This window comes from Ancylobacter defluvii, assembly GCF_018390605.1.
GTDB classification, from domain to species: Bacteria; Pseudomonadota; Alphaproteobacteria; order Rhizobiales; family Xanthobacteraceae; genus Ancylobacter; species Ancylobacter defluvii.
The window spans coordinates 1-23128 of sequence record NZ_JAHBGD010000013.1 but is presented as its reverse complement, the minus strand read 5'-3'; the positions used below and the strand labels follow the sequence as shown (position 1 = coordinate 23128).

Annotated in this window: 24 protein-coding genes; 16 read left to right on the top strand and 8 right to left on the bottom strand. The window is 64.9% G+C overall.

Features of this window, described 5'->3' with window-relative positions; all coding sequences use genetic code 11:
- The first annotated feature begins 128 nt into the window (after positions 1-128).
- The 4 genes from KHC24_RS09760 to KHC24_RS09745 are packed head-to-tail and all read left to right on the top strand — an operon-like array spanning position 129 to position 3736.
- The gene (locus KHC24_RS09760) at positions 129-587 is read left to right on the top strand and encodes a MarR family winged helix-turn-helix transcriptional regulator (protein WP_213363075.1); all 459 of its coding nucleotides are present in this window, start codon (positions 129-131) and stop codon (positions 585-587) included.
- Between the two features lie 8 nt (positions 588-595).
- Positions 596-2659, top strand: coding sequence for an FUSC family protein (locus tag KHC24_RS09755; protein ID WP_213363284.1), 2064 nt, complete (start codon positions 596-598; stop codon positions 2657-2659).
- A 4-nt stretch (positions 2660-2663) separates the two neighbouring features.
- Complete coding sequence (locus KHC24_RS09750; protein WP_213363073.1) at positions 2664-2873, top strand: DUF1656 domain-containing protein; 210 nt, start codon at positions 2664-2666, stop codon at positions 2871-2873.
- Positions 2870-3736 carry an efflux RND transporter periplasmic adaptor subunit gene (locus KHC24_RS09745; protein ID WP_213363072.1) on the top strand — a complete coding sequence of 289 codons (867 nt, stop codon included), beginning with the start codon at positions 2870-2872 and terminating at the stop codon, positions 3734-3736. Before KHC24_RS09750 ends, KHC24_RS09745 begins: the two co-directional genes overlap by 4 nt.
- Before the next feature lie 762 nt (positions 3737-4498).
- Here KHC24_RS09745 and KHC24_RS09740 read toward each other — a convergent pair.
- From KHC24_RS09740 to KHC24_RS09715, 6 genes are all read right to left on the bottom strand, one after another.
- Positions 4499-4708: a transcriptional regulator gene (locus tag KHC24_RS09740; RefSeq protein ID WP_213363283.1), complete on the bottom strand. Its 210-nt coding sequence runs from the start codon at positions 4706-4708 to the stop codon at positions 4499-4501.
- A 232-nt stretch (positions 4709-4940) separates the two neighbouring features.
- Positions 4941-6062, bottom strand: a complete 1122-nt coding sequence (gene alr, locus KHC24_RS09735) for an alanine racemase (protein ID WP_213363071.1) — start codon at positions 6060-6062, stop codon at positions 4941-4943.
- Between the two features lie 32 nt (positions 6063-6094).
- Positions 6095-6901 (bottom strand): amino acid ABC transporter ATP-binding protein, encoded by an 807-nt coding sequence (locus tag KHC24_RS09730; RefSeq protein ID WP_213363069.1) that lies wholly within the window; start codon positions 6899-6901, stop codon positions 6095-6097.
- Positions 6894-7541 (bottom strand): amino acid ABC transporter permease, encoded by a 648-nt coding sequence (locus tag KHC24_RS09725; protein WP_246546613.1) that lies wholly within the window; start codon positions 7539-7541, stop codon positions 6894-6896. The genes KHC24_RS09730 and KHC24_RS09725 overlap by 8 nt, the downstream gene beginning before the upstream one ends.
- The gene (locus tag KHC24_RS09720; protein WP_213363066.1) at positions 7541-8194 is read right to left on the bottom strand and encodes an amino acid ABC transporter permease; all 654 of its coding nucleotides are present in this window, start codon (positions 8192-8194) and stop codon (positions 7541-7543) included. Before KHC24_RS09720 ends, KHC24_RS09725 begins: the two co-directional genes overlap by 1 nt.
- Before the next feature lie 21 nt (positions 8195-8215).
- A complete protein-coding gene (locus KHC24_RS09715; protein WP_213363065.1) occupies positions 8216-9049 on the bottom strand; it encodes an ABC transporter substrate-binding protein in 834 nt (277 codons plus the stop codon).
- 127 nt (positions 9050-9176) lie between these two features.
- Between KHC24_RS09715 and KHC24_RS09710 the strand changes: the two genes are divergently transcribed.
- The gene (locus KHC24_RS09710) at positions 9177-10055 is read left to right on the top strand and encodes a LysR family transcriptional regulator (protein WP_213363064.1); all 879 of its coding nucleotides are present in this window, start codon (positions 9177-9179) and stop codon (positions 10053-10055) included.
- Here the strand turns inward: KHC24_RS09710 and KHC24_RS09705 are convergent.
- Positions 10047-10976: a LysR family transcriptional regulator gene (locus KHC24_RS09705; RefSeq protein WP_213363063.1), complete on the bottom strand. Its 930-nt coding sequence runs from the start codon at positions 10974-10976 to the stop codon at positions 10047-10049. The two genes, KHC24_RS09710 and KHC24_RS09705, sit on opposite strands and share 9 nt — an antisense overlap.
- A 290-nt stretch (positions 10977-11266) precedes the next feature.
- Here KHC24_RS09705 and KHC24_RS09700 point away from each other — a divergent pair, with 290 nt between their 5' ends.
- From KHC24_RS09700 to KHC24_RS09650, 11 genes are all read left to right on the top strand, one after another.
- Positions 11267-12088 carry an ABC transporter ATP-binding protein gene (locus tag KHC24_RS09700; protein ID WP_213363061.1) on the top strand — a complete coding sequence of 274 codons (822 nt, stop codon included), beginning with the start codon at positions 11267-11269 and terminating at the stop codon, positions 12086-12088.
- A gap of 11 nt (positions 12089-12099) precedes the next feature.
- Complete coding sequence (locus KHC24_RS09695) at positions 12100-12759, top strand: ABC transporter permease (protein WP_213363059.1); 660 nt, start codon at positions 12100-12102, stop codon at positions 12757-12759.
- A gap of 10 nt (positions 12760-12769) precedes the next feature.
- A complete protein-coding gene (locus KHC24_RS09690) occupies positions 12770-13495 on the top strand; it encodes an ABC transporter permease (protein WP_213363058.1) in 726 nt (241 codons plus the stop codon).
- A gap of 91 nt (positions 13496-13586) precedes the next feature.
- The gene (locus tag KHC24_RS09685; protein ID WP_213363056.1) at positions 13587-14426 is read left to right on the top strand and encodes a transporter substrate-binding domain-containing protein; all 840 of its coding nucleotides are present in this window, start codon (positions 13587-13589) and stop codon (positions 14424-14426) included.
- Between the two features lie 85 nt (positions 14427-14511).
- Positions 14512-15759 carry a CapA family protein gene (locus tag KHC24_RS09680; RefSeq protein WP_213363050.1) on the top strand — a complete coding sequence of 416 codons (1248 nt, stop codon included), beginning with the start codon at positions 14512-14514 and terminating at the stop codon, positions 15757-15759.
- A gap of 495 nt (positions 15760-16254) precedes the next feature.
- Positions 16255-16551 (top strand): PepSY domain-containing protein, encoded by a 297-nt coding sequence (locus KHC24_RS09675; RefSeq protein WP_213363049.1) that lies wholly within the window; start codon positions 16255-16257, stop codon positions 16549-16551.
- Positions 16551-17120 (top strand): cytochrome b/b6 domain-containing protein, encoded by a 570-nt coding sequence (locus tag KHC24_RS09670; RefSeq protein WP_213363044.1) that lies wholly within the window; start codon positions 16551-16553, stop codon positions 17118-17120. Before KHC24_RS09675 ends, KHC24_RS09670 begins: the two co-directional genes overlap by 1 nt.
- 25 nt (positions 17121-17145) lie before the next feature.
- Positions 17146-17823, top strand: a complete 678-nt coding sequence (locus tag KHC24_RS09665; RefSeq protein ID WP_213363042.1) for a response regulator transcription factor — start codon at positions 17146-17148, stop codon at positions 17821-17823.
- Entirely contained in the window at positions 17820-19160 is a 1341-nt protein-coding gene (locus KHC24_RS09660) for a sensor histidine kinase (RefSeq protein WP_213363040.1), read from the top strand. The genes KHC24_RS09665 and KHC24_RS09660 overlap by 4 nt, the downstream gene beginning before the upstream one ends.
- A 195-nt stretch (positions 19161-19355) precedes the next feature.
- Entirely contained in the window at positions 19356-20351 is a 996-nt protein-coding gene (locus KHC24_RS09655) for an ABC transporter ATP-binding protein (protein ID WP_213363039.1), read from the top strand.
- Positions 20352-20353: 2 nt separating this feature from the next.
- A complete protein-coding gene (locus tag KHC24_RS09650) occupies positions 20354-22639 on the top strand; it encodes a heavy metal translocating P-type ATPase (RefSeq protein ID WP_213363282.1) in 2286 nt (761 codons plus the stop codon).
- 320 nt (positions 22640-22959) lie between these two features.
- On the opposite strand, the gene KHC24_RS09645 is transcribed toward KHC24_RS09650, so the two are convergent.
- On the bottom strand, positions 22960-23128 hold a 169-nt coding region (locus KHC24_RS09645), incomplete at its 5' end, for a pirin-like C-terminal cupin domain-containing protein (protein WP_271180514.1).

Here is a 23128-nt window from a genome sequence, read left to right as displayed (position 1 = left end):
GGACGGCGAGCCGATACCAGTTTCCAGTCAGCGATCCCGCGACCGGCGAGCAGCAGGGCGATCACGAGCCTGTGCGGCGGTCGATAATTTGTTTGCGAAAATATAATTCGTATCCTATTAATTAGGCCATGAACCAGATCGACAACCTTCGGCGGGCGCTCACCGCCCAGCTTCTCCAGGCCGGCCGCCAATGGCGCCGCATTGCCGAGCGGGAGCTTGAAGCGCTGGGCATTTCCGAAGCCTGCGCCGCGCCGCTGCTGTGGACCGGCCGGCTGGGCGGCGGGGTGCGCCAGGTGACGCTCGCCGCCTATGTCGGCATCGAAGGCCCGTCACTGGTGCGGCTGCTTGACCAGCTTGCCGCTTCCGATCTCATCGAGCGGCGGGACGACCCCACCGACCGCCGCGCCAAGACCATCTGGCTGACCGAGGCCGGCGAGCAACTCGCCGCGCACATAGAAGAGGTTCTGGTGGAGGTGCGCGGGCAGGTGCTCGCCCCTATCGATCCGTCCGACCTGGAAGCCGCGCTGCGCGTTCTGAAGGCCTTCGACGAGGTGTCCGCCCGTTCGGCGGAGGAGGTGTCGTCGTGACCCTGCCGGTGGCCCTGCCATCCTGGCGGGACTGGCTGTTCTCCGGGAAGGCCTTCCTCGCCTCCATGCTGGCGCTCTACATCGCGCTGGCCTTCGACCTGCCGCGCCCCTACTGGGCGATGGCGGCGGTCTATGTCGTGGCCAACCCGCTCGCCGGCGCCACCAGCTCCAAGGGACTGTACCGCGCGCTCGGCACGCTGATCGGCGCCAGCGCGGCGGTGTTCTTCGTGCCGCTGTTCGTCAATGCGCCGGAACTGCTCAGCCTCGTCGTGGCGCTGTGGACCGGTACCCTGCTCTATATTTCCATGCTCGACCGCACGCCGCGCAGCTATGTGTTCATGCTGGCGGGCTACAGCCTGCCGCTGATCGCGCTGCCGGCCATTGGCACGCCGGAGCAGATCTTCGACGTCGCGCTGGCCCGCAGCGAGGAGATCGTCATCGGCATCACCTGCGCCACGGTGGTCGGCGCGGTGGTGTTCCCGACCAGCGTCGGCACGGCGCTGTCCACGCGCATCGCCGGCTGGCTCGACGATGCCGCGTCCTGGGCGGGTGAAATCCTGCGCGGCGAGGGCGCGCTGCCGGCGACCCCGCTTCGCCGCCAGAAGCTCGCCGCCGACATCATCGGTCTCGATCTCATCATCAGCCAGCTGTCCTATGACGCGGCGACGCGCGACGTGGTGCCCCATGCGCGCGAACTGCGCGGCCGGCTGCTCATGCTGATGCCGCTGCTCTCCTCGCTGGCCGACCGCCTGCATGCGCTGAAGGCGCAGGAAGGCGCGCTCTCCCCGGAACTGGCGGCGTTGCTGCCGCGGGTGGCGGACTGGTTCGCGCGGGGCCGCCACGCCGATCCCGCCGAAGCGGAGCTGCTGTCCGCCACCCTGAGGGCCCTGCGTCCGCAGGATGCCGCCAACTGGGACGAGCTGGTGCAGGTGAGCGCGCTCGACCGGCTGGACGAGATCGTCGCGCTGTGGAGCGACTGTCTGTCCCTGCGTGCCGACATCGAGCGCGGCCAGCACGCCGGCCCCTGGCGTCCGCGCTTCCGCCATCGCCGGGTGCTCGGGCGGGCGCGGCACTATGATTTCGGCCTGATGCTGTTCTCCGCCGGCTCCTGCGTCCTCGCGACCCTGCTCGCCAGCGCGTTCTGGATCGCCAGCGGCTGGTCGAGCGGCAGCGGTGCGGTGATGATGACCGCGGTCGCCTGCTCGTTCTTCGCCGCGATGGACCGTCCGGCGCCCTTTATCCGCTCCATGGCGATCTGGTCCGGCGTCAGCATCGTCGTCTCCGGCGTGTACCTGTTCGGCATCCTGCCGCTGGTCCATGATTTCGAGATGCTGGTGCTGGTGTTCGCGCCGCCCTTCCTGCTGCTCGGCCTGCTGATCCCGCGGCCGCAATTCACCATGCTGGGCATGCTGATGGCGGTGAACACCGCCTCCTTCGTGGCGATGCAGAACCGCTACAGCGTCGATTTCGGCACCTTCGCCAATGAAGGGCTCGCGGCGATGGCGGGCCTGACCTTCGCCCTGGTGTGGACCATCGCGACGCGCCCCTTCGGTGCGGAGATCGCAGCACGGCGCCTGGTGCAGGCCGGATGGAACGACCTCGCCGAGACCGCGTCCGGCCGCCATCACGGCGATCATGAGCGCCTTGCCGGCCGCATGCTCGACCGGCTGGGCCAGCTGGTGCCGCGGATCGCCACTATCGACGACCGCGAGCTGGCCAAGGTCGACGGCTTCGCCGAGGTGCGCGTCGGCTTCAACATCGTCGAGCTGCAGAAGACGCGGCGCGGCCTGGCGGCGGACGATCGCGCGGCCATCGATGCGGTGCTGGCCGGCGTCGCGGCGCTGTATCGCGAACGCGCCGCGCGCCGCAGGCTGGTCGCGCCCTCCGAGCCGCTCTGCGCGGCGCTCGACGTCGCGCTTCGTCTCGCCGCCCGCCACACCGGCGCGGAGGCGCGGCGCACGCTCGACGCGCTGGTCGGCCTGAGGCGGGTGTTCTTCCCGGATGCGCCGGGGCCCGCCGGTGGCTTCGCGCCGGAGCGTTCGGGCCAGCCGATGCTGCTGGCGGCGGAGTGATCCCATGTCCGGTGAAATCGATATCTACGGTGTCTACGTCCCCAACCTGCTGGCGCTGATGGTGGCGACGCTGCTGGTGAGCCTCGTGGTGCGGCGGGTGCTGGCCTTCCTCGGCGTCTATGCCCTGGTCTGGCATCGCGGGCTGTTCGACATCGCCCTCTACGTCGTTCTTCTGCAGGGCATGTCCCTGCTGTCCCAATGGTGGCTGTCATGAAGGTTTCGTTTCGCGGCGCCATCCGCGTCATCGTCACGCTTGTCCTCGTCCTCGCCGCGTTCGGCGCCGGGCGCGAGCTCTGGGCGCATTACATGGACGATCCGTGGACGCGCGACGCCAAGGTGCGCGCGGACGTGGTCGGCGTCGCACCGGATGTCGCCGGCTTCGTCAGCGACGTGCTGGTGCAGGACAATCAGGCGGTGAAGAAGGGCGACGTGCTGTTCCGCATCGACCGCGCCCGCTTCGCCATTGCGCTGGAGCAGGCCGAGGCCGTCGTCGACGGCCGCAAGGCGACGCTCGACCAGGCCAAGCGCGACCGCGAGCGCTATGAGCAGCTCAAGGACGTCGTGTCGGAGCAGAAGACCGAGCAGATGCGCATGTCGGAGGCCGAGGCCGCCGCCTCCTATCGGCAGGCGCTGGCCGACCGCGAACTCGCCAAGCTCAATCTCGAACGCACCGAAGTGAAGGCGCCGGTCAACGGCACCATCTCCAATCTCAGCCTGCGGCCCGGCGACTATGTGACCGCCGGCACCGCCAAGGTCGCGCTGGTCGATACCGATTCGCTGCGGATCGAAGGCTATTTCGAGGAGACCAAGCTGGCCCGCATCCGCGTCGGCGCGCCGGTGTCGATCCGGCTGATGGGGCAGGCGGCGCCGCTGCGCGGCCATGTCGAGAGCATCGCCACCGGTATCGAGGACCGCGAGCGCACGGTCGGCAATGGATTGCTCGCCAATATCAACCCGACCTTCAGCTGGGTGCGGCTGGCCCAGCGCGTGCCGGTGCGCATCGTGCTCGACGAGGCGCCGGACGGCGTGCAACTGGTCGCCGGCCTCACCGCCACGGTATCGGTGCTGGAGAAGTGACCGGCGACACCTGAGACGGTTTGCCGGGGCGGCGACGTCCGGGACGATCGACCGATTCGAAAGGGGCGCTTGAGGCGCCCCTTTTTCGCAGGGGCGCCTCAATGTGCCTTCTCGCGGGGCCAGGGGGCGCCGCGGGCCGGCTCCATCGGCAAGGAAGGCCTTGTTTCGTCAGGAGCTTGGATGGCGGCGGCTGCGGCCTCCCGGCCAGAATGGCCTCATCGCCAGCAACCCGGCGCGGGGATGGTCGCGAACGGGAGGGAGAGTGGGCGAGGGGGACGGCATCCGGGGTTCCGGTGCTTGTGGCATCCGGGCATCTGTAGTGCCGAAGGGGGAGATAGACGCCGGTGCGCGGACCGCGCTTCACATCGCGATCAATGCCGCTGCCGCTCACACTGTACCCGATGTTGCAACGCATTTGAGGCGCGATTTGTACCGCACCGCAAGCGGAGCAGGCGAGTGCACAAAGGGGGGAGCGTTGAGGCGTATGGGTTTGTGACGATTTACCTGGAAGGGGAGGGCTCCCTGAGAAAGCAAAAATACCTTCGGTAGAGCATTAGAAATTTATGTAATAAGTATTTTTATAGAATAGGAATTCTGGCAAATAGATAAAAAATTTCAATGTATTGTATGATTTTGGGTGATTTCCAGTGTAGTGCTATGAGATATTTGGCGGAGCGCAAGGATTAATTCGAACTATCGGCTGGTTCTCGATTTGGGCAATAATGGTCGTCCTGTCGGCCGACAGTGTCGGCACAGGCGCCGTTAGCTCGACACGGACGGCTTCCGGAAGCGCGCACCGGCGCCGCCCCCATTTTCCGGAATGAACTCGATGCCGGCAGCTTCGAGCGCAGCTTGAAGACGCCCGACCGTTGCCGCCTTCAACGCCTCACCGCGCTCAAGACGCGTCACGGTCTGGGTGGAAACTGCAGCTTGGGTGGCCAAGCTCGACGTGCTGATCGCCGTCGGGCCGATGGCGCCGAGGGGCGGCAGTTTCCCTGGCCGGAATTGCGGCGCATCCGCAGGGATTTTGCGCGCTTGATGCAATTGCAGCGGCACCGTTCCATTGCCGGCACTGCTTGGGGCAGTGCCGCAATGCCGGCACGGAAGCACGGGTACGGGGGGCTTGAGTGCCGCAGGGCAATGGCGCATCTGTTCCGGCCCGGATGCCATCGGGACTGTGGCGGAGAGCTCTAAGACGTCGAGTTTAGTCGATGTAACGACGCGGTAGGGTCTTTCCGATGGCGGGAAACAGCTCGTGCGTCGACATCCGCCACTGTTCCGCCAGTTCCTCAATCTGGATAGCGACATCACCCGAACGGCCGAGGAGGACCACCTCGTCGCCGACCTGCGCGTCCGGCACATCCGTCAGGTCCACGCGCAGCAGTTCCGAGTGCGAGGGGCCGAGCAGCGGAACCCGCCTTCCGCGGATCAGCGCCGTAGCGTTGGGCGGCATGGACTTGGGATAGCCATCGCTCCAGCCGAAGGGAATGAGCCCCAAGCGCATGTTCGGGCGGAGCCTCAGAAAGGGCGCCCGGACGAGATCATCCGTCGGCGCGAGCGCGCGCACCATGACAAGCCGGCTTTTCAATCCCACCAGCGCGGGCTTCCAGCTTGCGTGCCGCTTGGCCACCGACTGGAACGACATGCCGACCACAAGCCGCCCCGGATCCACCGCATTCAGATCCGCGTTGGGATGGCCCAGGACGATCGCTGAGCTGGAGGTCATGCGGATCGGCACCTCGATGCCTTCCGCCTCGATGGCGGCAAGCGCCCGCTTGATCGCGTCGAGTTGGGCGAGGGTGTAGGGCTCGTCATCGAAGCCGTAACTCGTCATCGGGTGGCCATAGACCCCCGCCAGACGAAGATGACGGCTATCGGTGATCGCACGCGCCATCGCCGCGGCCTCATGCGGGAAGGCGCCGGCCCGGAAGCCCCCGCCGTCGATCTTCAGGAAAACCGGCAGGCGGTGGCGGGCCGCCCGATCCCAGAGGACGACGTCCCCCAGCGTGGAGAGCGTGGGCATCAGTTCAGCCTGTTCCAGCAGGGGCGCGCTGTCGGGCAGGCAGGTGGGATAGAGCAGGATCGGGCGTTTGATGCCGGCGGCGCGGCAGGCGAGGGCACTGTCGATGTTGCCGAACGCGAAGCCGTCGACGCCTTCCGCCTCGGCCCGCCGCGCTACTTCCGCGGCGCCGCAGCCGCTCGCGTCGCCTTTGAGGCACATATAAATCGCGACAGCCGGACCGATGAGGTGGCGCAGCTGGCGCACATTGTGAGCGATGGCGCCGAGATCGATCTCGCACCAGGTCGGGCGCAAGGGGGCGGACATTGAGGTGAATTCCTGGATGGATGAAGGCGCTCTCACAGCCGGTTCCCCGCGCGGTAGCGCTGCATGAAGCTGCGCAGGCGTTCGTGATGGGGCGCCTCGAAGATGGCCTCCGGTGTCCCGTTCTCGATGAGCCGGCCTTCCGCCATGAAGGCGACCGAGGTCGAAACTTCGCGTGCGAAAGCCATTTCATGGGTCACGATCATCATGGTGATGCCGTCGGCCGCCAGCGAGGTGATGACGTCGAGCACCTCGCCCACCAGTTCCGGGTCGAGGGCGGAGGTCACCTCATCGAGCAGAAGCAGGCGGGGCTGCATGGTGAGCGCCCGGGCGATCGCTACCCGCTGCTGCTGGCCGCCTGAAAGCTCGGAAGGATAGCGGTGGCGCTTATCGGCAAGGCCGACCCGCTCGAGAAGGGCGAGCGCGCGCTCACGCACCGGACCCAGCGCCTCACCATGAACGCGGCACGGCGCCACGGTGAGATTCTCCAGCACGTCGAGATGCGGGAACAGGTTGTAGTGCTGGAACACCATGCCGACTTGCGCCCGAAGTGCCGCGATCTGCCGGTCCGACTTGCGGCGGCGCCGACCATCGGGCAGTTGCTCGATGCCGACGCTTTCGCCGGCGATGGTGATCAGGCCCCGCTCATAGGTTTCGAGGTAGTTCACGCAGCGCAGAAGCGTGGTCTTGCCCGACCCGCTGGGGCCGATGAGGGAGAGCACGTCCCCTGCGGCGACGGTGAGGCTGACCTCCTTGAGGACTTCGACCGGGCCAAACGACTTGCCCACGCGGTCGATGACGACCAGCGGCGCGGGGGTGGCAGGGGGGATGAGGTCAGACATAGCGCATCTTCTTTTCGACATGGCGCCCGATCTGCGAGATTGAGAAGCAGATCACGAAATAGAACGCAGCGACGGCTAGGTAGGCGGGGAGTATTTCCATGGTCCGCTCGCCGATCTCGCGTCCGGCCGCGACCAGTTCCCAGCCGCCGATGGCGGAAACCAGCGACGTGTTCTTCACCGCGACCAGAGCCACGTTCAGGAAGGGCGGGAGGCTGAGACGCCGCGCCTGCGGCAGGATCACGATGGTGAAGAGCTGAAAGCGCCGCATGCCCAAAGCCCGGCCGGCATCCCACTGCGTGCGCGGCACCGCTGCCAGCGCTGCCCGGAACACCTCCGCGGCATAGGCGGCGAAGTACAGGCCGCCGATCAGCACCACGACCAGCCAGAGCGGCATGTCGAGGCCCAGATAGGGCAGGCTGAAATAGCTGCCGATCAGCAGCACCAGCAGCGGCACGCCGCGCGCCACCAGCCCATAGGCTGCCGCCAGAAGCCCCAGAGGCCTCCAGCCATAGAGACGGAGCAAGGCCAGCAGCATGCCGGCGACGGTGGCGACGGCGATGATCCCCAGTGACAGGCCGATCGTCACCAGCGCGCCCTGCGCGAGGTAAAGCGCGGAGGAGGTCAGCATGGCGGACGTCATCACGAAACCCTCACCGGATAGCGCCATTCGGCGAGCTTCAGCACGCCGGCGACGCCTGCGCTGATGGCGAGGTAGATCAGGGCGACCGTCGCGAAGGTCTCGTAGGGGGCGGCACTGCGGTCCAGCAGCAGCTTGCTGGCCTGGGTCAGTTCGGCGACCGCGATGGTCGAGGCGACCGAGGTGTCCTTGATGATGATGATGAACTGGTTGCCGAGCGGCGGCAGGACGCGGCGAAGCGCCTGCGGCAGCAGGATGACCCTCAGCGCCATGCCGGGCATCATGCCCAACGCCAGTGCCGCCTCCCGCTGGCGCGGATGGATCGATTCCAGCCCCGCGCGGTAGATCTCGCCGATATAGGCGCTGTTCTGCAGCGACATCGCCAGCACGGCGGAGGTGAATGCCGACATGTGCACGCCCAGCGTCGGCAAGCCGAAATACAGCACGAAGATCTGCACGAGGATGGGCGTGTTGCGCATGATCTCGACGAAGCCGGCGCCGACACAGCGGAGCGGCGCATGGCGGCTCATGCGCAGGCCCGCCACCACGCCGCCACCGATCGTGGCGCCGAGCAGGGCGCCGATGGCGAGGGCGACGGTCATCGCCGCCCCCTCCATCAGCAGAGGTGCATTGTTGAGGATAAAGCCGAAATCCATGGACGGACGCTCTTTCGGCCGTCAGTTCTGGTTGAACGGCCGCTGGGGCGGCGGCTCCTTGCCGAACCACGTCTTGTACAGCGCGGCATATTCGCCGTAGCGCGAACCGTTGACGTACTCACGCACGATGGTGTCGAGCGCCAGCCAGAGCGGGAAGTCGCCAGGCTTCATGAAGATGGCGTTGTTGTTGATGGTGCCGAGCGAGCCGTCGAGCACCACGAACTCATCGCCATTGTGCCCGACGAAGAAGTTCGCCGCCGCCGAATCCGCTTGCCAGGCGGTCGAGCGGCCGCTCTTCAGCGCCAGGGCGGCGGCGCTGTCGGTGTCGAAGAAGATGGCCTTTGCCTTCGGCGCGTATTTCTTGGCGCGGTCGACCATGGCGGCGCTGTTGGTCGAGCCCAGCACCACGTTCTCATTGTCGAGATCCGCCAGCGTCTTGATCTGCGAGCCCTTGGGCACCACGACCAGCGTGCTGGAATCAATGTAGGGACGGGTGAAGGCGAGGCGCACCGCCCGGTCAGGATAGATGGTGGCGGTGGAGATGCCGAAATCCGCCTTGCCGGACAGCACGGCGGGGAAGCGGCCATCGACGGTGGTGGTCATCAGTTCGATCTTGTCGGGATCGCCGACCAGCGCCTTGGCCATCAGCCGGGCGAATTCGACCTCGAAGCCGGTGTGCCTGCCATTCTCGTCGATGAAGCCGTTGGGGCGGGCCGTCGACGAAACGGCGACGATCACCTTATCGCGCTTGACGATGGTATCGAGGCGGGATTCCTGCGCGGCAGCGACGTTCAGGCCCAGGCCCATGGCGAGCGCGACCAGCCCGCCGGCGAGGCGTGACATACGATGAAACATGGCTTTTCCCTCTGGTTATGCGGAAAAGAAGACCATGTTGCAGTGCGATCGGAAAACGAATAATCCCGTAGCTAAGCATCGAAGATTTCGATGCTCAGTTTAGTCCTACGCGAGGTGGTCGTCGGAGATGCTGCGCGAAATCGAAACCTTCCTGGCGGCCGTTCGCTACGGCACCTTCACCGAGGCCGGCGAGCGCATCGGGCTGACGCAATCGGCTGTCAGCGAGCAGATCCGCCGGCTGGAGGACTTTGTCGGCTACCGCCTGTTCTTCCGAACGGGCCGCTCCGCGACGCTGAACGCCGATGGGCAGGATCTGGTGCCGCTGGCCGATCAGGTCGTGTCGCTGGTCGCGGAGATGCGCCGACGCCATGCCGTTTCCGAAATCCGCACCACCTTGCGCGTGGGTACGGTCGCCTCGCTGCATAGTGGGCTGGTCGCGCGCAGCATGCTGGCGTTCCATCGGGTTTTTCCCAAGGTGACACTGCGCTCCATGCGCGGCGAGGACGACCTGCTCGGGCAGGTCGAGCGCGAGGAACTGGATCTCGCGGTGATGATCCAGCCTTCCGGTGAGTTGCCCGGCAATGTCGTGTGGCACCATTTGCTCACGAAGCCCTTCGTGCTCATCGCGCCAGCGGCGGTGGACGCCGCCGACTGGCGCGAGGCGATGGTCGGGCGGCCGCTGCTGCGCTATGACCGCTCGACCATCAGCGGTCGCAGGATCGACGCCTTTCTGGAGCGGACGGGTACGGCGGTCGCCGACAATATCTGGATCAACTATCTTGATACGATGATCGCGCTGGTCAGCGAGGGCATGGGGGTCGCGCTAATCCCCCATTCCGATCTCGGCGCGGCGTCAGAGCGCGTCCGGGTCTTCTCCCTTGGGGAGGACGCGTTCCACCGGCACATCGGCGCCTTCACCCGGCGCAGCGGCGCCTCGCGGGAGGCCGAGGCTTTCCTCGCTTTGTTGCGGGAGGAGGCGGGGCGGGAGGTCGGTGCGCTACGTTGACCCCGCTCGCGGCGGCGAAACGACGAAACTGCGCGCCAGTTCGTCCGCGAGGAATTGCTGGCGCCCGTTCAGCTTGTACCCGCGCCGCCAGAACACGACGTAATGATAGACCGCGCTCGGCTCGAACGGACGCGTGATCAGGCCGAAGCGGCGATATTCGCGCGCGATGACTTCATTGGTGACGGACACCCCGATGCCGGCGGCCACGAAGCCCGCATCGTGGCCGGTCGCATCGAACTCCACGGCGATGTTCGGCTCGACGCCCATGTAGCGCAGCGAGTTGACGTTCATCTGATGGGCCGAGAACTGCGGATCGATGTCGACGAGCGCCTCGGAGACCAGGTCCTCCGCGACCACCAGGTCCTTCTGCTCGAAGCGATGTCCGGGATAGATCAGGCAGACGTTACGGGCGGTCGCGACCGGGCGCCACTCGAACACATTGCTGTCGAGCGGAAGGCGGGAGAGGCCGAGATCGGCTCGCCCATTGAGTACGTGCTCGGCGGTCTGCTGGTAGCTGCCCGAATGCAGGTGCACAGAACAGCCGGGATAGTGCGCGCGCAGGGCGCTAAGTGCGCGTGGGAGCAGTTCAAAGCAGAAGATGCCCGGCGCCGCGAGCCCCACCGCCGTGGGCTCCTGGCCCTTCAGCGCCGCAATCGACTTGCCGACCTTCTCCAGGCTGGCAAAGGTGACCTCGATGTCGCGGAGCAGCTCCCATGCCTGATGGGTCGGGATCAACCGGTTCTTCTCGCGCAGGAAAAGCGGAAAGCCCAGCGTCGCCTCCAGCTGCTTGATGTGCTGGCTGACGGCCGGCTGGCTGACCTTCAACAGCCGCGCGGCATAGCGGGCCGATCCGGTCCGTAGAACCTCCCGGAGGATTTGCAACTGACGCAGTTTGACGTCGGCACTGGGCTGGTCAGGCACGTTGGCGGCTTTCGCGAGGAAGGATGGAAGGCATAATCTTGACTTAAGCCAAAACCGCAAGAAGGCGTCGGGCCGCCGCGAGTCATTTAGATCTATCCAGCATTTCGAACCCGCACGCGCTGTGGGCTGAGAGGTCGATGATAAGTGATGCTTATCGAAATTATTCTCAGCTTATAAATTGACGCCGATATAGGCAGGGTTGTTTTCTGACCACGCCGGCCGCTCGCGGGCCTCGGGCCGGCCGTCTCATCCTGGAGGCGCGCGAACGTGATGCCCAGGCCGGACGCACGATGCAAACAGCGATCGACATTCATTCGGAAAACCCGCGTCGCGGGCGCGCGGCGGCGATCGCCTCATTGCGCGCCGAGAATGTGCACAAGACGCTGGGCACGCATCCGGTTCTGCGTGGGGTCAGTCTCGCGGCCTATCCCCATGAGGTCATCTCGGTGCTGGGTGCCAGCGGCTCGGGCAAGAGCACCTTGCTGCGCTGTCTCAACCTGCTCGAAGTGCCTGACAGTGGCGAAATCTGGTTCCGCGACGAGAAGCTCGATATCCGGCCTCCCGCCGGTCGCAACGGTGCGCGCATCGGTGATGCGCGTCAGGCGCGTCGCGTGCGGGCCTCGCTGGGCATGGTGTTCCAGAGCTTCAATCTCTGGCCGCACAAGACCGCGCTTGAGAACGTCATGGAAGGGCCGGTCCACGTGCGCGGACTGACGCGCCGGGCCGCCACGGAGTGCGCCGAACACTATCTGCGCAAGGTGGGGCTGATCGAGCGGCGCGACCATTATCCCCGCCACCTGTCCGGTGGCCAGCAGCAACGGGTCGCCATCGCACGCGCTCTCGCCATGGAGCCGGAGGTGCTGCTGTTCGACGAGCCGACGTCGGCGCTCGACCCGGAACTGACGGGTGAGGTGCTGCGCGCGATCCGCAGCCTCGCGGAGGAAGGGCGGACCATGATCCTCGTCACCCACGAGCTTTCCTTCGCCCGCGAGGTGTCCAGCCGCGTCGCCTTCATGCAGGGCGGGCGGATCGAGGAAGAGGGCCCTCCCGAAGAGGTGCTGTCCCGGCCGGCCTCGGCGGGGCTGCGCCGTTTTCTCGATCCGGTATGTTGAGGGTGTCGGCGATGGGAGGTTTTGAGGAACAGTTCCTGCGCGGTCTGGAGACGACGGTGCTGGTGGCCGCCATCAGTGGCGCCTTCGGCATGCTGGTGGGGCTTGCGGGCGCGGCGGCAAAGCTATCGCGCTTCCGCGCGCTGCGAATGGTCGCCGATGCCTACACAACCATCGTGCGTGGCGTGCCGGAGCTGCTGGTCATTCTCCTCGTCTATTTCGGTGGCACCGCCGCGCTCACCGCGCTGGTCGGCTCCTATGTCGAGGTCAGCGCGCTGTGGGCGGGGGTCTTTAGCCTGACCGTGGTGTTCGGCGCTTATGCCACGGAGATTTTCCGGGGAGCAATCCAGGCCATTCCGCGCGGGCAAACCGAAGCCGCGCTGTCGATCGGACTGGCACCCTGGCAGACGTGGCTGCTGGTCATTCTGCCCCAGATGGCGCGGATCGCGCTTCCAGCCCTGTGCAATCTCTGGATTTCGCTGCTCAAGGACACGTCGCTCATTTCGATCGTGGGTCTCTCCGACATCATGCGCGTCGCCGTGGTCGGTGCCGGTTCGATGCGCGATCCGCTGACCTTCTATCTCGCGGCGTCGGCGCTCTACCTGATGCTCACCAGCTTCTCCCTGCTGACATTCCGTCTTGTCGAGCGCCGCATGCTCGCCCCGGTACATTGAGGGTTACGCCATGGATATCGCCCTCATCACCGAGAGCATCGAGACCCTGCTGGGTGGCGTCGTGCTGACGCTGGAGCTCACCATCCTGTCGCTCCTCATCGGCTTCGGCCTATCCGTGCCGCTGGCCTTCATGCGGGCCTCCCGCTCGCAATGGCTGTCGATGCCGGTACTCGCCTATACCTATGTGTTCCGCGGAACGCCGCTGCTGGTTCAGCTGTTCCTCATCTACTACGGGCTCAGCCAGCTCGCCTTCGTGCGCGAAAGCTTCTTGTGGCTGCTGTTCCGCGATCCGTTCTACTGCGCCTTGCTTGCCTTCTCGCTCAACAGTGCGGCGTATACCATCGAGGTGTTCCGGGGCGGCATTCAGTCCGTGCCGCCGGGCCTCGTCGAAGCGGCACAGGCGATCGGCCTGTCGCCCACCAAGATCCGCCTGCGGATCGTGTTCCCGCTCGCCTTCCGCACCGTGCTGCCCTCCTATGCCAACGAAGTTGTCGGCATGATCAAGGCAAGCTCGCTGGCCAGCACGGTCACGCTGCTGGAGATCACCGGACTGGCGCGAAAGCTGGTCTCTGAGACCTTCGCTCCCTACGAGGTCTTCATCGCCGCCGGCGCGATCTATCTCGGCCTGACATTCCTAGCCTCGCGATTGTTCAACCTCATCGAACTCCATCTCTCCGGGGCGCCGCCAGACAAGGCGCGCTTCCCGTGGCTCCTGAAGCTGCGGCAGGCGCTCTGACCAGCCACGCCGCCGTCGCCTCCATTCCACCGACACCAACCGCCGCGTGCTCGGCGGCACGCCCCCGCATGCCTTTCCAGAGGAGACACATATGAAAAAGCTCATGCTTGCCCTTGCCCTCGCCACCACGATGGGACTGGCGCCCGTGCTCGCGCAGGAACCGATGAAGGTCACCATCGCGACCGAGGGCTCTTCGCCGCCCTGGAACTCGACCGACCCCACCGGCAAGCTGATCGGTTTCGACGTCGATCTCGGCTATGAGCTGTGCCGCCGCATGGGCGCGACCTGCACTTTCGTCGCGCAGGACTGGGATGGCATCATTCCCGCCCTCACGGTCGGCAAGTACGATGCCATCATGGGCGGAATGTCGATCACCGAGAAACGGAAGAAGACGATCGATTTCTCGACGCCCTATGCGGTGGGCTTCAACCAGATCGTCATGCGCAAGGGCCTCGGCCTTCCGCCGACCGATGCCAAGGCGAAACTGAACCTCACCCAGATGGACGCTTCCAAGCAGGCGACCATCGATACGCTGCGCACCGCGCTGAGCGGGCGGACGCTGGGCGTGCTGCGCTCGTCCAATTCCGAGGTCGTGGTGAACGAGCTGTTCGGCAAGGTCGCGACCATCCGCAGCTACGACACCAACGAGAACATGACCATGGACGTGGCGGCCGGCCGGGTCGATGGCACGCTGGCGGATTATTTCGTCCTCAAGACCTTCCTTGAGAGCAAGGATGGCGACGTGGCCGAATTCTACGGTCCCATGCTCAATGGCGGCCCCTGGGGGCCCGGCGCGGGAATCGGCATCCGCAAGACGGATCCGCAGTTGAAGGTCGCCTTCGACAAGGCGATCGCGAGTGCCAATGAGGACGGAGCCATCATGGCTCTGACCGAGAAGTGGTTCGGCATGGACATGTCACCTCCGAAGTAGCCCTCCGGATCGCAGCGGCGATGCGTCTGCCCCGCATGGCCGCCTTCCTCCCTGCTATCGTGCGCCTTTGAAAGAACACCGTGTCATGTCCAAGCCGTTCACCCTCGCCGTGACGGGCCAGTCCCTTATCCATCACGATGTGCGGGAAGCTACCGAGCCCGGTTTCGCCAGCGTGGTCGAAACCCTGCGGCGCGCCGATGTCGCGTTCACCAATTTCGAGGGCTGCATCTATGGCCGGCACGAGGGCTGGCCGCTCAAAGGGTTCTACTTCGGCTCGTCCGGCCCCGAGGTGCTCGACGCTTTGAAGGCCATTGGCTTCAATGTGCTGTCGTTGTCGAACAATCACGCGTTCGATCTTGGCCCTTCCGGCATCCTGTCGACGCTGGAAGAGGTCAGTTCACGCGACTTCCTCCACGCGGGAATCGGCATCGACTGGGACGACGCACAGCGCGCCGGCGTGGGCCCACTCGGCGGGCGCCAGGTGGCGCTAGTGGCGATGGATGCCGGTCCCGGGCCGGATACGATGTATGCCGACGACGCGGGCAAGGATCGCCCCGCGCGCCCCGGCGTGAACCGGCTACGCGTAAAGCGGATTTTCGAGCTCGACCCCGCCCGGCTCGAATCCCTGCGGGAAATCCAGCACCTGTTCGAGAGTTCGCCGCTGGAGCGCGCGAACTACGCGCAGCCCAATGACCGTCCCTCGGTCGCAGCCGATGAAATCGACTTCTGGGGCACGATCTTCCGCGAAGCCGCAGCGCCGTGCCGCCGCATCATCGTGGACGAGGACAGTGCCCGGGGGCAACTCGACGCCATAAGCCGCGCCACGGCCGGGGGTGCCTTCGTGATCGCCTATCTGCACCAACATCACTGGGAGCCGAGCTGGCAGAACGTGCCGGCTTGGGTCGTCGATTTCGCGCATCGCTGCGTCGACGCTGGAGCCGGCGCCTTCGTCGGCCATGGAGCTCCCGTGCTTCAGGCGATCGAAATCTACAAGGGGGCGCCGCTGTTCTACGGTCTCGGCAACTTCCTCTTTCACCTGAAGGAGGGGCAGAAGGAATGGAGCCCGCCCGAGGTCTGGAAGAGCGTTGTCGCCACCTGCCATTTCGATCACGACGGCAGGGTGGCGGCCATCGATCTTCTCCCCGTGGTCCTCGGCGGGGAGCAGCGGCTCGGCGCAGACGACTATCACAACCGATTGCTGCCGATCCCGGCGCAAGGAGATTTAGCGCAATCGATCTTGAGAGATCTTCAGCAGCGATCGGCCCCCTACGGAACCGAGGTCGATGCAAAACGCGGGCGGATCGCGGCAGCTTCTGCTCTATCGGCAATATGACCGATATGGCCGTCACTGGTCCGCTGCCGCGAAACAAGGGACGTCGACCTCGTGCCACTTTCGGACCTTAGCACTTCGCCAGAAAGCGGACCTTTAGCCTCCCGCCCCATCTAACATATTGGGGAAGAAATTCTAAGCTCCCAATAGCGAACGCTCCTCCGGGCACTGCCAACCAAGGAGATGCGAGGCAGCAGCCAACCAACATAAGGGGTGCCGGCACCGCCGGCATCCAGCAGGAGCGATAACGGTTTAGAAGCTGCTACCCCATTGCTCGGGGGGCGTCGACAAGCCGAGTCGAACTTGGACAAGTCGCTCCGAAATCTGCCCGACGGGCAGCGATGCGCGATGTGCCCTGCGTGTCACGTTGAGCCTTTCTAGGAAGCCGCGTCACGTCCGAAACAATCCGGCGATCTGGTCGCCCCGACAGACTATCGACAGGTGCGCTTCGGTACGACTGGAGCGTCGGTAATCAGCCGATGTTCAAGGGAGTCTTCGATGCGTCACATCCTTTCCACCACCGCTGTCGCCACCGTGCTGATCGCCTCCGCTACGGCACTTATCACCCCCTCTGCCGCTCTGGCGGGCCCGATCTGCACAAGCGAGGCCAAGGACAAGTGGATGAGCGAGGACGCGATGAAGGCCAAGGTGTCGGAGATGGGCTATCAGAAGATACGCACCTTCAAAGTGTCCGGCAGCTGCTACGAAATCTACGGCTACACCAAGGACGGCAAGAAGGCCGAGGTGTACTTCAATCCGGTATCTGGCGCCGTCGTGAAGTCCGAGATCGACTGATGACGCCGCAGTCCGATCGGGTCGTATCGAAGTTCAGATCGGTTCAGGGTGTCCCCACCATCAAGGTGTGGGACCCCATCGTCCGAATTTTTCATTGGACCGTGGTGGCGGGGTGCCTGCTCAATCTCTTCATTCTTGACGACGGGAAAATGGCTCATCGCGTCATCGGCTATATTGTTGCCGGCGCTCTTGTGGTCCGCGTCATCTGGGGCTTCGTCGGTACGCGGTATGCCCGCTTCGCCGATTTCGTTCCGGGTCCGCGACGACTGAGAAGCTATCTTGCTGCTCTCTCAATGGGGCGAGAGCCCCGGATGCTGGGACACAACCCGGCAGGGGCGGTTATGATGTTGATGCTCATGACGCTGCTGGCGGCGACCTGCACTACCGGCTGGATGATGGGTCTCGACGCCTTCTGGGGCGAGGAATGGCTAGAAGCAACGCACGGATTTCTGGCGAATGCCATTCTCGTCATGGCGATCCTCCATGCCGGAGCCGCGCTCATCGAGAGCGGGCGGCACAACGAAAATCTCGTTCTGTCGATGATCACGGGCCGCAAGCGCTTGGAATGAGCTGCCCGCGGGGACTTCCGCGAAAATGAGAATGCTGCTGGTGGAAGATAGCCGCCGATTGCGTGAGCTCGTGAGCGAAACGATCCGCCAGGCGGGCTGGCGGATCGACGCCGTCGGCACGGCGGCGGACGCCCTCTGCACCCTTCGCATCAATGCCTATGATCTTGTGCTGCTGGACCTCGGGCTGCCTGACGGTGACGGGCTGGACGTGCTTCGCGCGCTCCGGCGTCAACGCATCATGACACCCGTTCTCGTGCTCACCGCACGTGGCGCCATCGACGAACGGATTGCAGGGCTCGATGCCGGTGCCGATGATTACCTCGCCAAGCCGTTCAATAACGGTGAGTTGCTGGCACGTATTCGAGCTCTATTGCGACGCGCTCCGGCGACCGTCGCACCGGTGCTGGAGGCGGGGCGATTGCGCTTCGATCCAGCCAGTCTCGAAGTGAGCTGTGCAGGCGATGTCATTCCTCTGACGCCGCGCGAACGCTCCTTGCTTGAAATCCTCATGCGCGACCTTGGCAAGGTGACGCCAAAGCGCGTGCTGGAGCACAGGCTTTCGGAGCTCGATGAGGGCATCTCAGTTAATGCGATAGAACTCCAGCTTTCGCGCTTGCGAAAAAAGCTCGCTGCTTGCCCGGCTGGCGTGGCGATCGAGACCGTGCGGGGTGTCGGCTATCTCTTGCGTGAGGTCGAACCATGAGCCGCACGGCGCTTCCTCTGGGCACCCTCCTCGCGCGCCGCATCATACTGTTTGCCCTGCTCGCTATGCTGGCGCAGTTGATCATCGTGCTGGTGCAATATGCCAGCGATCCCGCCAATTTGTCGCGTTTGATGCTGGAGCGCGAAACACAGACCCTCGCGGAAGGGTTTTCGAAAAACAACACTGCTCTGCGCTACGAGCTTCCGCAGGAATTGCGGGAGCGCTACGGCGTCGAAGGTTCGGGATACGCGGCGCGTGTGCGGACGCCCTCGGGAGTCATTCTGTTCTCCCGCTGTGGTGCCACATGCACAGAGCATTTTCTCCCACTGGAGCTGAACCCGCCGACCTTCTGGCTGCGGACGCTCGCGGATGGATATCCCCTGTCCTTCGCGGGTGGACGAACCGTCGATATCGAAGGGCAGCGGGCCTTCATCGAGATCGCCATCGAAGGCGACCCGCAAGGCGCCCTTTGGGGCGTATTCGCCGATGAGGTGATCGAGCACATGCTCGTGCCCATGAGCCTCACCTTGATCTTCGTGCTCGGCGCCAGTCTGTATTCGATCCGCTCTGCCCTGAAACCGGTGAGGCATGCGGCCCGCGCAGCCACGCGGCTCGATCCGATGAAGCCGGACAGCAGGCTGTCGACGGAGGGCATGCCGCTCGAAATCGCCCGGCTCGCCGATGCCGTGAACCGCTCATATGAGCGCGTGCGCAAGCTGACCTCCGGCCAGAAGCTGTTCACTTCGGCGATCGCGCACGAGATCCGCACGCCGTTGACCGTGATACGGCTCGAGCTGGAGATGATAGACCATCCAAGGGCCAGGAGAGCTATCGAGGAGGTCGATGAGCTCTCCCACTTCTTGGAGCAGATGGTCGCGCTGGCACGCCTTGAGTCGGTCGATCGCACGCGCTTCAGCGAGGTGCATATCGATGCCCTGCTGGAGGAGGTGGTCGGATCGATGGCGCAGTTCGTATACGCGAACGGCGCCTCGATCGCATTCGAGCCCTCCTGCGATCCGGTTGTTTCGGGCTGCGCGCCGCTGCTGCGCGATGCGGTGCGTAACCTTATCGAGAATGCGGTGCGCCATGGCGGTCCCGGTGTGGTGATCCGCGTGCTGTCGACTGATGACGGGCGCATCAACGTCGTCGACGATGGCATCGGCTTCGAGGCACCGCCCGATGACGGGGCTCCGGGCCACTTCAAGCGTTCCGGCGGACTGGGTATCGGGCTCGAAATCGTCCGCCGCATCTGCGAACTGCACGCGGCGCGATTTCAGCTCAAGCGGGCAGCCGTGAGAGGCACAATTGCAGAGGTCGCCTTTCCGGCTGCGGTTTGAATGCCGTCAGCCGGGCCATGCCCTTTGGGAATGTTCTTATCTGATCCTGCTCGCGCTGGCGGGTCCGCACATTCGGGCCGTCGGCACAAAAATCATTCTGTTGATCGTCGTCATCGACCGCTGGGCTTGGCGGCGTCATGCTGAAGCTCATTCCGTGCCACGCCGACCACACCCCAGCTTCTGCGGGAGGGATGAATGCCCAATTCCCTGCTACGATTTGTCTGGCGTGTGAGTGGCTGGCACCAGCTTGCCCTCATTCTCATCTCTGGCCTGGTACTGGCCATCGACATCGTGCCGATCGAGCTTCAACGCCGCATCGTCAACGATACCGTCGGCGGGGGCGCATTTCAGCCCATCCTTGCTCTGGTGGCGGCCTATCTGGCGGTGATCGTGACGGAGGGCCTGCTGAAGCTTGCGCTGAACATGTACCGCAACTGGATCGGCGAGTTTTCAGTTCGTTGGCTCCGCGAGGCGGTGTTCGCGGCTGCCCGGTGCCGTGGCGACGAACCGATAAGCCCGGAGACCGAAGGCATTCAGCTTTCCATCGTGCTTGACGAAGCCGAGCCGGTCGGCGGTTTCGTCGGAGAGAGCATCAGCGAAACCGTGCTTCAAGCGGGCGTGCTCGTCATTGTCGCAGTCTACCTTCTGTACCTGCAACCGGTGATGGCGCTGGTGATTGCCGGCGTTTTCATCCCGCAGATGATGTTCTTTCCGCTCATGCAGGAAAGGATCAACCGGCGCATCGCGTCGCGCATCATGCTCTTCCGCGCCATCAGCACCGGAATCGTCGATGCTGGCAGCGCACGCGACACGGATGGAAGCCAGTATCGAAATATCATGTCGATCTACCGAACGAACATGAGCATCTACTGGCTGAAATACACCATGAACCTGCTGATGAACCTTATGGCGCACGGTGGCATCGCCGCCATTCTCGCGCTCGGCGGCTATCTCGTCGTTACCGGCCAGACCGAAATGGGCACCGTCGTCGCCTTCCTGGCGGCACTGGCCAAGGTCAACGACCCGTGGGGTGAACTGGTGACTTGGTATCGTGACTTGCGAGCGGCACAGGTGAAATACGCGCTGGTACGGGACGCCGCAGCAGCCGGGGCGATCGACGTCGGAAGGGACGGTTTGCCCTTCCCGGGCCGGTCAGGCGCGGCGACGGACGGGTATCGGTGGACAACCTGAACATGGAGCGCATCGTTCGCCGTGCACTCGTTGCCGCAGCGTTGGCGGCACTGGCGGTCGGGATTGCCGCTCGGCTTCTGGGAGCGCAAACGACGGCTGACCTGATATGGGCGGCCGGCACGCTACCGATCATCGCGGCCCTCATTGTCTCGATGCTGCGCGACCTTATGAACGGCCGACTCGGCGTCGATGCTGTCGCATTGATCTCCATGTCTGCTGCCCTCGTCATGGGGCAGGGCCTCGCGGCTGTCGTGGTCGCCGTCATGTATGCCGGCGGCAACGTGCTGGAGGATTTCGCCGTCGGCCGGGCAGAACGCGATCTCCGATCGCTGGTCGACCGCGCGCCGCGCAGCGCCCACAAATGCCTGGATGATGGCATTCGCGACATCCCCGTCGAAGACGTTGAGATCGGGGACCGTGTGCTGGTGCGCGCGGGCGAAATCGTTCCGGTCGACGGCATCATATCCTCCCCAGATGCGATGATTGACGAGTCGGCGCTGACCGGCGAGCCGATGCCCGTGCATCGTCGCCAAGACGAGACGGCTCGCAGCGGCACGTTGAATTCCGGCGGGACCTTTGCGCTCACCGCCACAGCAAGGGCGGGCGAGAGCACCTATGCCGGTATCGTGCGCATGGCGACTGCCGCGCAGACGGCCAAAGCCCCCTTCGTGCGGATGGCCGACCGTTACGCGCTGCTGCTGCTGCCCTTCGCCCTAGCCGTCGCGGGCGGTGCCTGGCTGATCTCAGGCGACCCCATTCGCGCGTTGGCGGTGCTGGTGACAGCGACGCCGTGTCCGCTGATCCTCGCCGCACCGGTGGCCTTCGTCGCCGGGCTATCCCGGGCGGCACGTCGCGGCATACTCATAAAGGGCGGTGGGGCGCTCGAAACGCTGGCGCGCACCCATACGGTCATCTTTGACAAGACCGGGACCCTGACGGTGGGCGGCGCCCGGCTCGTGGCGACGGAGCCGGCTCCGGGTGGAAACGCGGACGACGTGTTGCGGCTTGCCGGCTCGCTGGAGCAGGCCTCGCAGCACATCGTCGCCGCCGCGATCGTCGCGTCGGCCGTGGGCAAGGGTCTCCATCTTGAAATGCCCTTGAACGTTCGCGAATCCATGGGCTCCGGACTGGAGGGCGAAATCGGCGGACGCCGCGTCCGGGCTGGCTCGCATCCGTTCATCTATGGCTCGACGAAGCCGGAAGACTGGGCGCTGCGCGTGCTGAGACGCGCAGCCTGGCGCTCGGCCCTCACCATATTCGTGTCAGTTGACGGGAAGGCCATCGGTGCGCTGCTGCTCGGCGACGAACTGCGCCGCGAGAGTCCGCGTACCGTCCAAGCCCTGCGTACCTGCGGGGTGAGGCGAATACTCATGGTCACCGGCGACCGGGTGGATGCGGCGGAGACGATTGGTATCGCACTCGATCTCGACGCGGTGCTGGCCGATCGCGGGCCGGCGGACAAGGTGGATGCGGTCGCGGCGGAACAGAGGCTTCACTGTACCGTCATGGTCGGCGACGGCATCAATGACGCGCCAGCGCTCGCGCGGGCGGATGTTGGCGTCGCTATGGGGGCTCGGGGAGCGAGCGCCTCTTCGGAAGCGGCCGACGTAGTCATTCTCGTCGACCGCCTCGATCGCGTCTCCGACGCGGTGGAGATCGCCCAGCGTGCGCGCCGCATCGCTATGCAGAGCATTCTGGCGGGGATGGCAATGTCGGCCGTGGCGATGCTGGCCGCGGCGGCGGGATGGCTGGCACCGGTGGCCGGAGCCCTGACGCAGGAAGTCATCGACGTCGCCGTCATCCTCAATGCGCTGCGTGCGCTCGGACCTGCGCGCGGCTCGGGCCGGCAGCATATGCCGGCGCGAGCGGCCAATCGCCTGCGAGAGGAGCACGAGCGCCTTGAGCTTTTGCTCGACCGGCTAAGGGCAATTGCCGACGCGCTCGATACGGCCACGCCGAACGATGCCGTGCCGCTCATCCTCGAAGCGGGGCGGATTGTTTCCGGTCCCATTGTCGGCCACGAGCGGAACGACGAGACGGACGTCTATCCGCGCTTGCTGGAGTTTTTGGCGGACAAGCATGGCCTCGGCGCAATGAGCCGCGCGCATCGCGAAATTCTCCACCAATCGCGGCTGCTCGGACGCATCACCGACGGCCTCGATCCTGCTCATGTCGATTTCTACCTCGTCCGCGATGCGCAAAGAGTGATGGAATCGATCGAAGCTCTCGTTCGCCTTCATAATGCGCAGGAGGAGGAAATCTTCGAACATGTCGCAGCGAAAGAATGATACGGGCTTCGCCAGTTGCCGTGCTGCCGACACTCCATGACGCGACACGGAAGCGAACTTCCATGGCCTATTCAGATTCAACTGCGGCACTCACTGGCGCCAGAAAGCGACATTTGGTTCTCGCCAGGAAGCAGACATTCGCGTCTGCTGACGGAAATCACGTACAACTCTCTGAGTGCGCAGGGCGTCCCACCGAGCAAACATAGGATTTGGAAACACCGGCTAAGAGATAGGTATCATGACCCCGATGTGAACAGGTACGCTAGAGTTCTCGCTGCTTTATCGTACGTCGGCTTGGGTGATCGACCGGTGGGCACCGGTTAGTCCGGAAGGGAAATATGCTCGTCCCGGTCATCGGCCGGGAGATCGAAGCGGCCCTTCCCCCAGTTCTGTGCGCGCCATTCGGCCTTGGCCTCTTCGATGCGCTCGCGCGAAGACGCGACGAAATTCCACCAGATATAGCGGGGACCCGAAAGGGTCGCGCCGCCG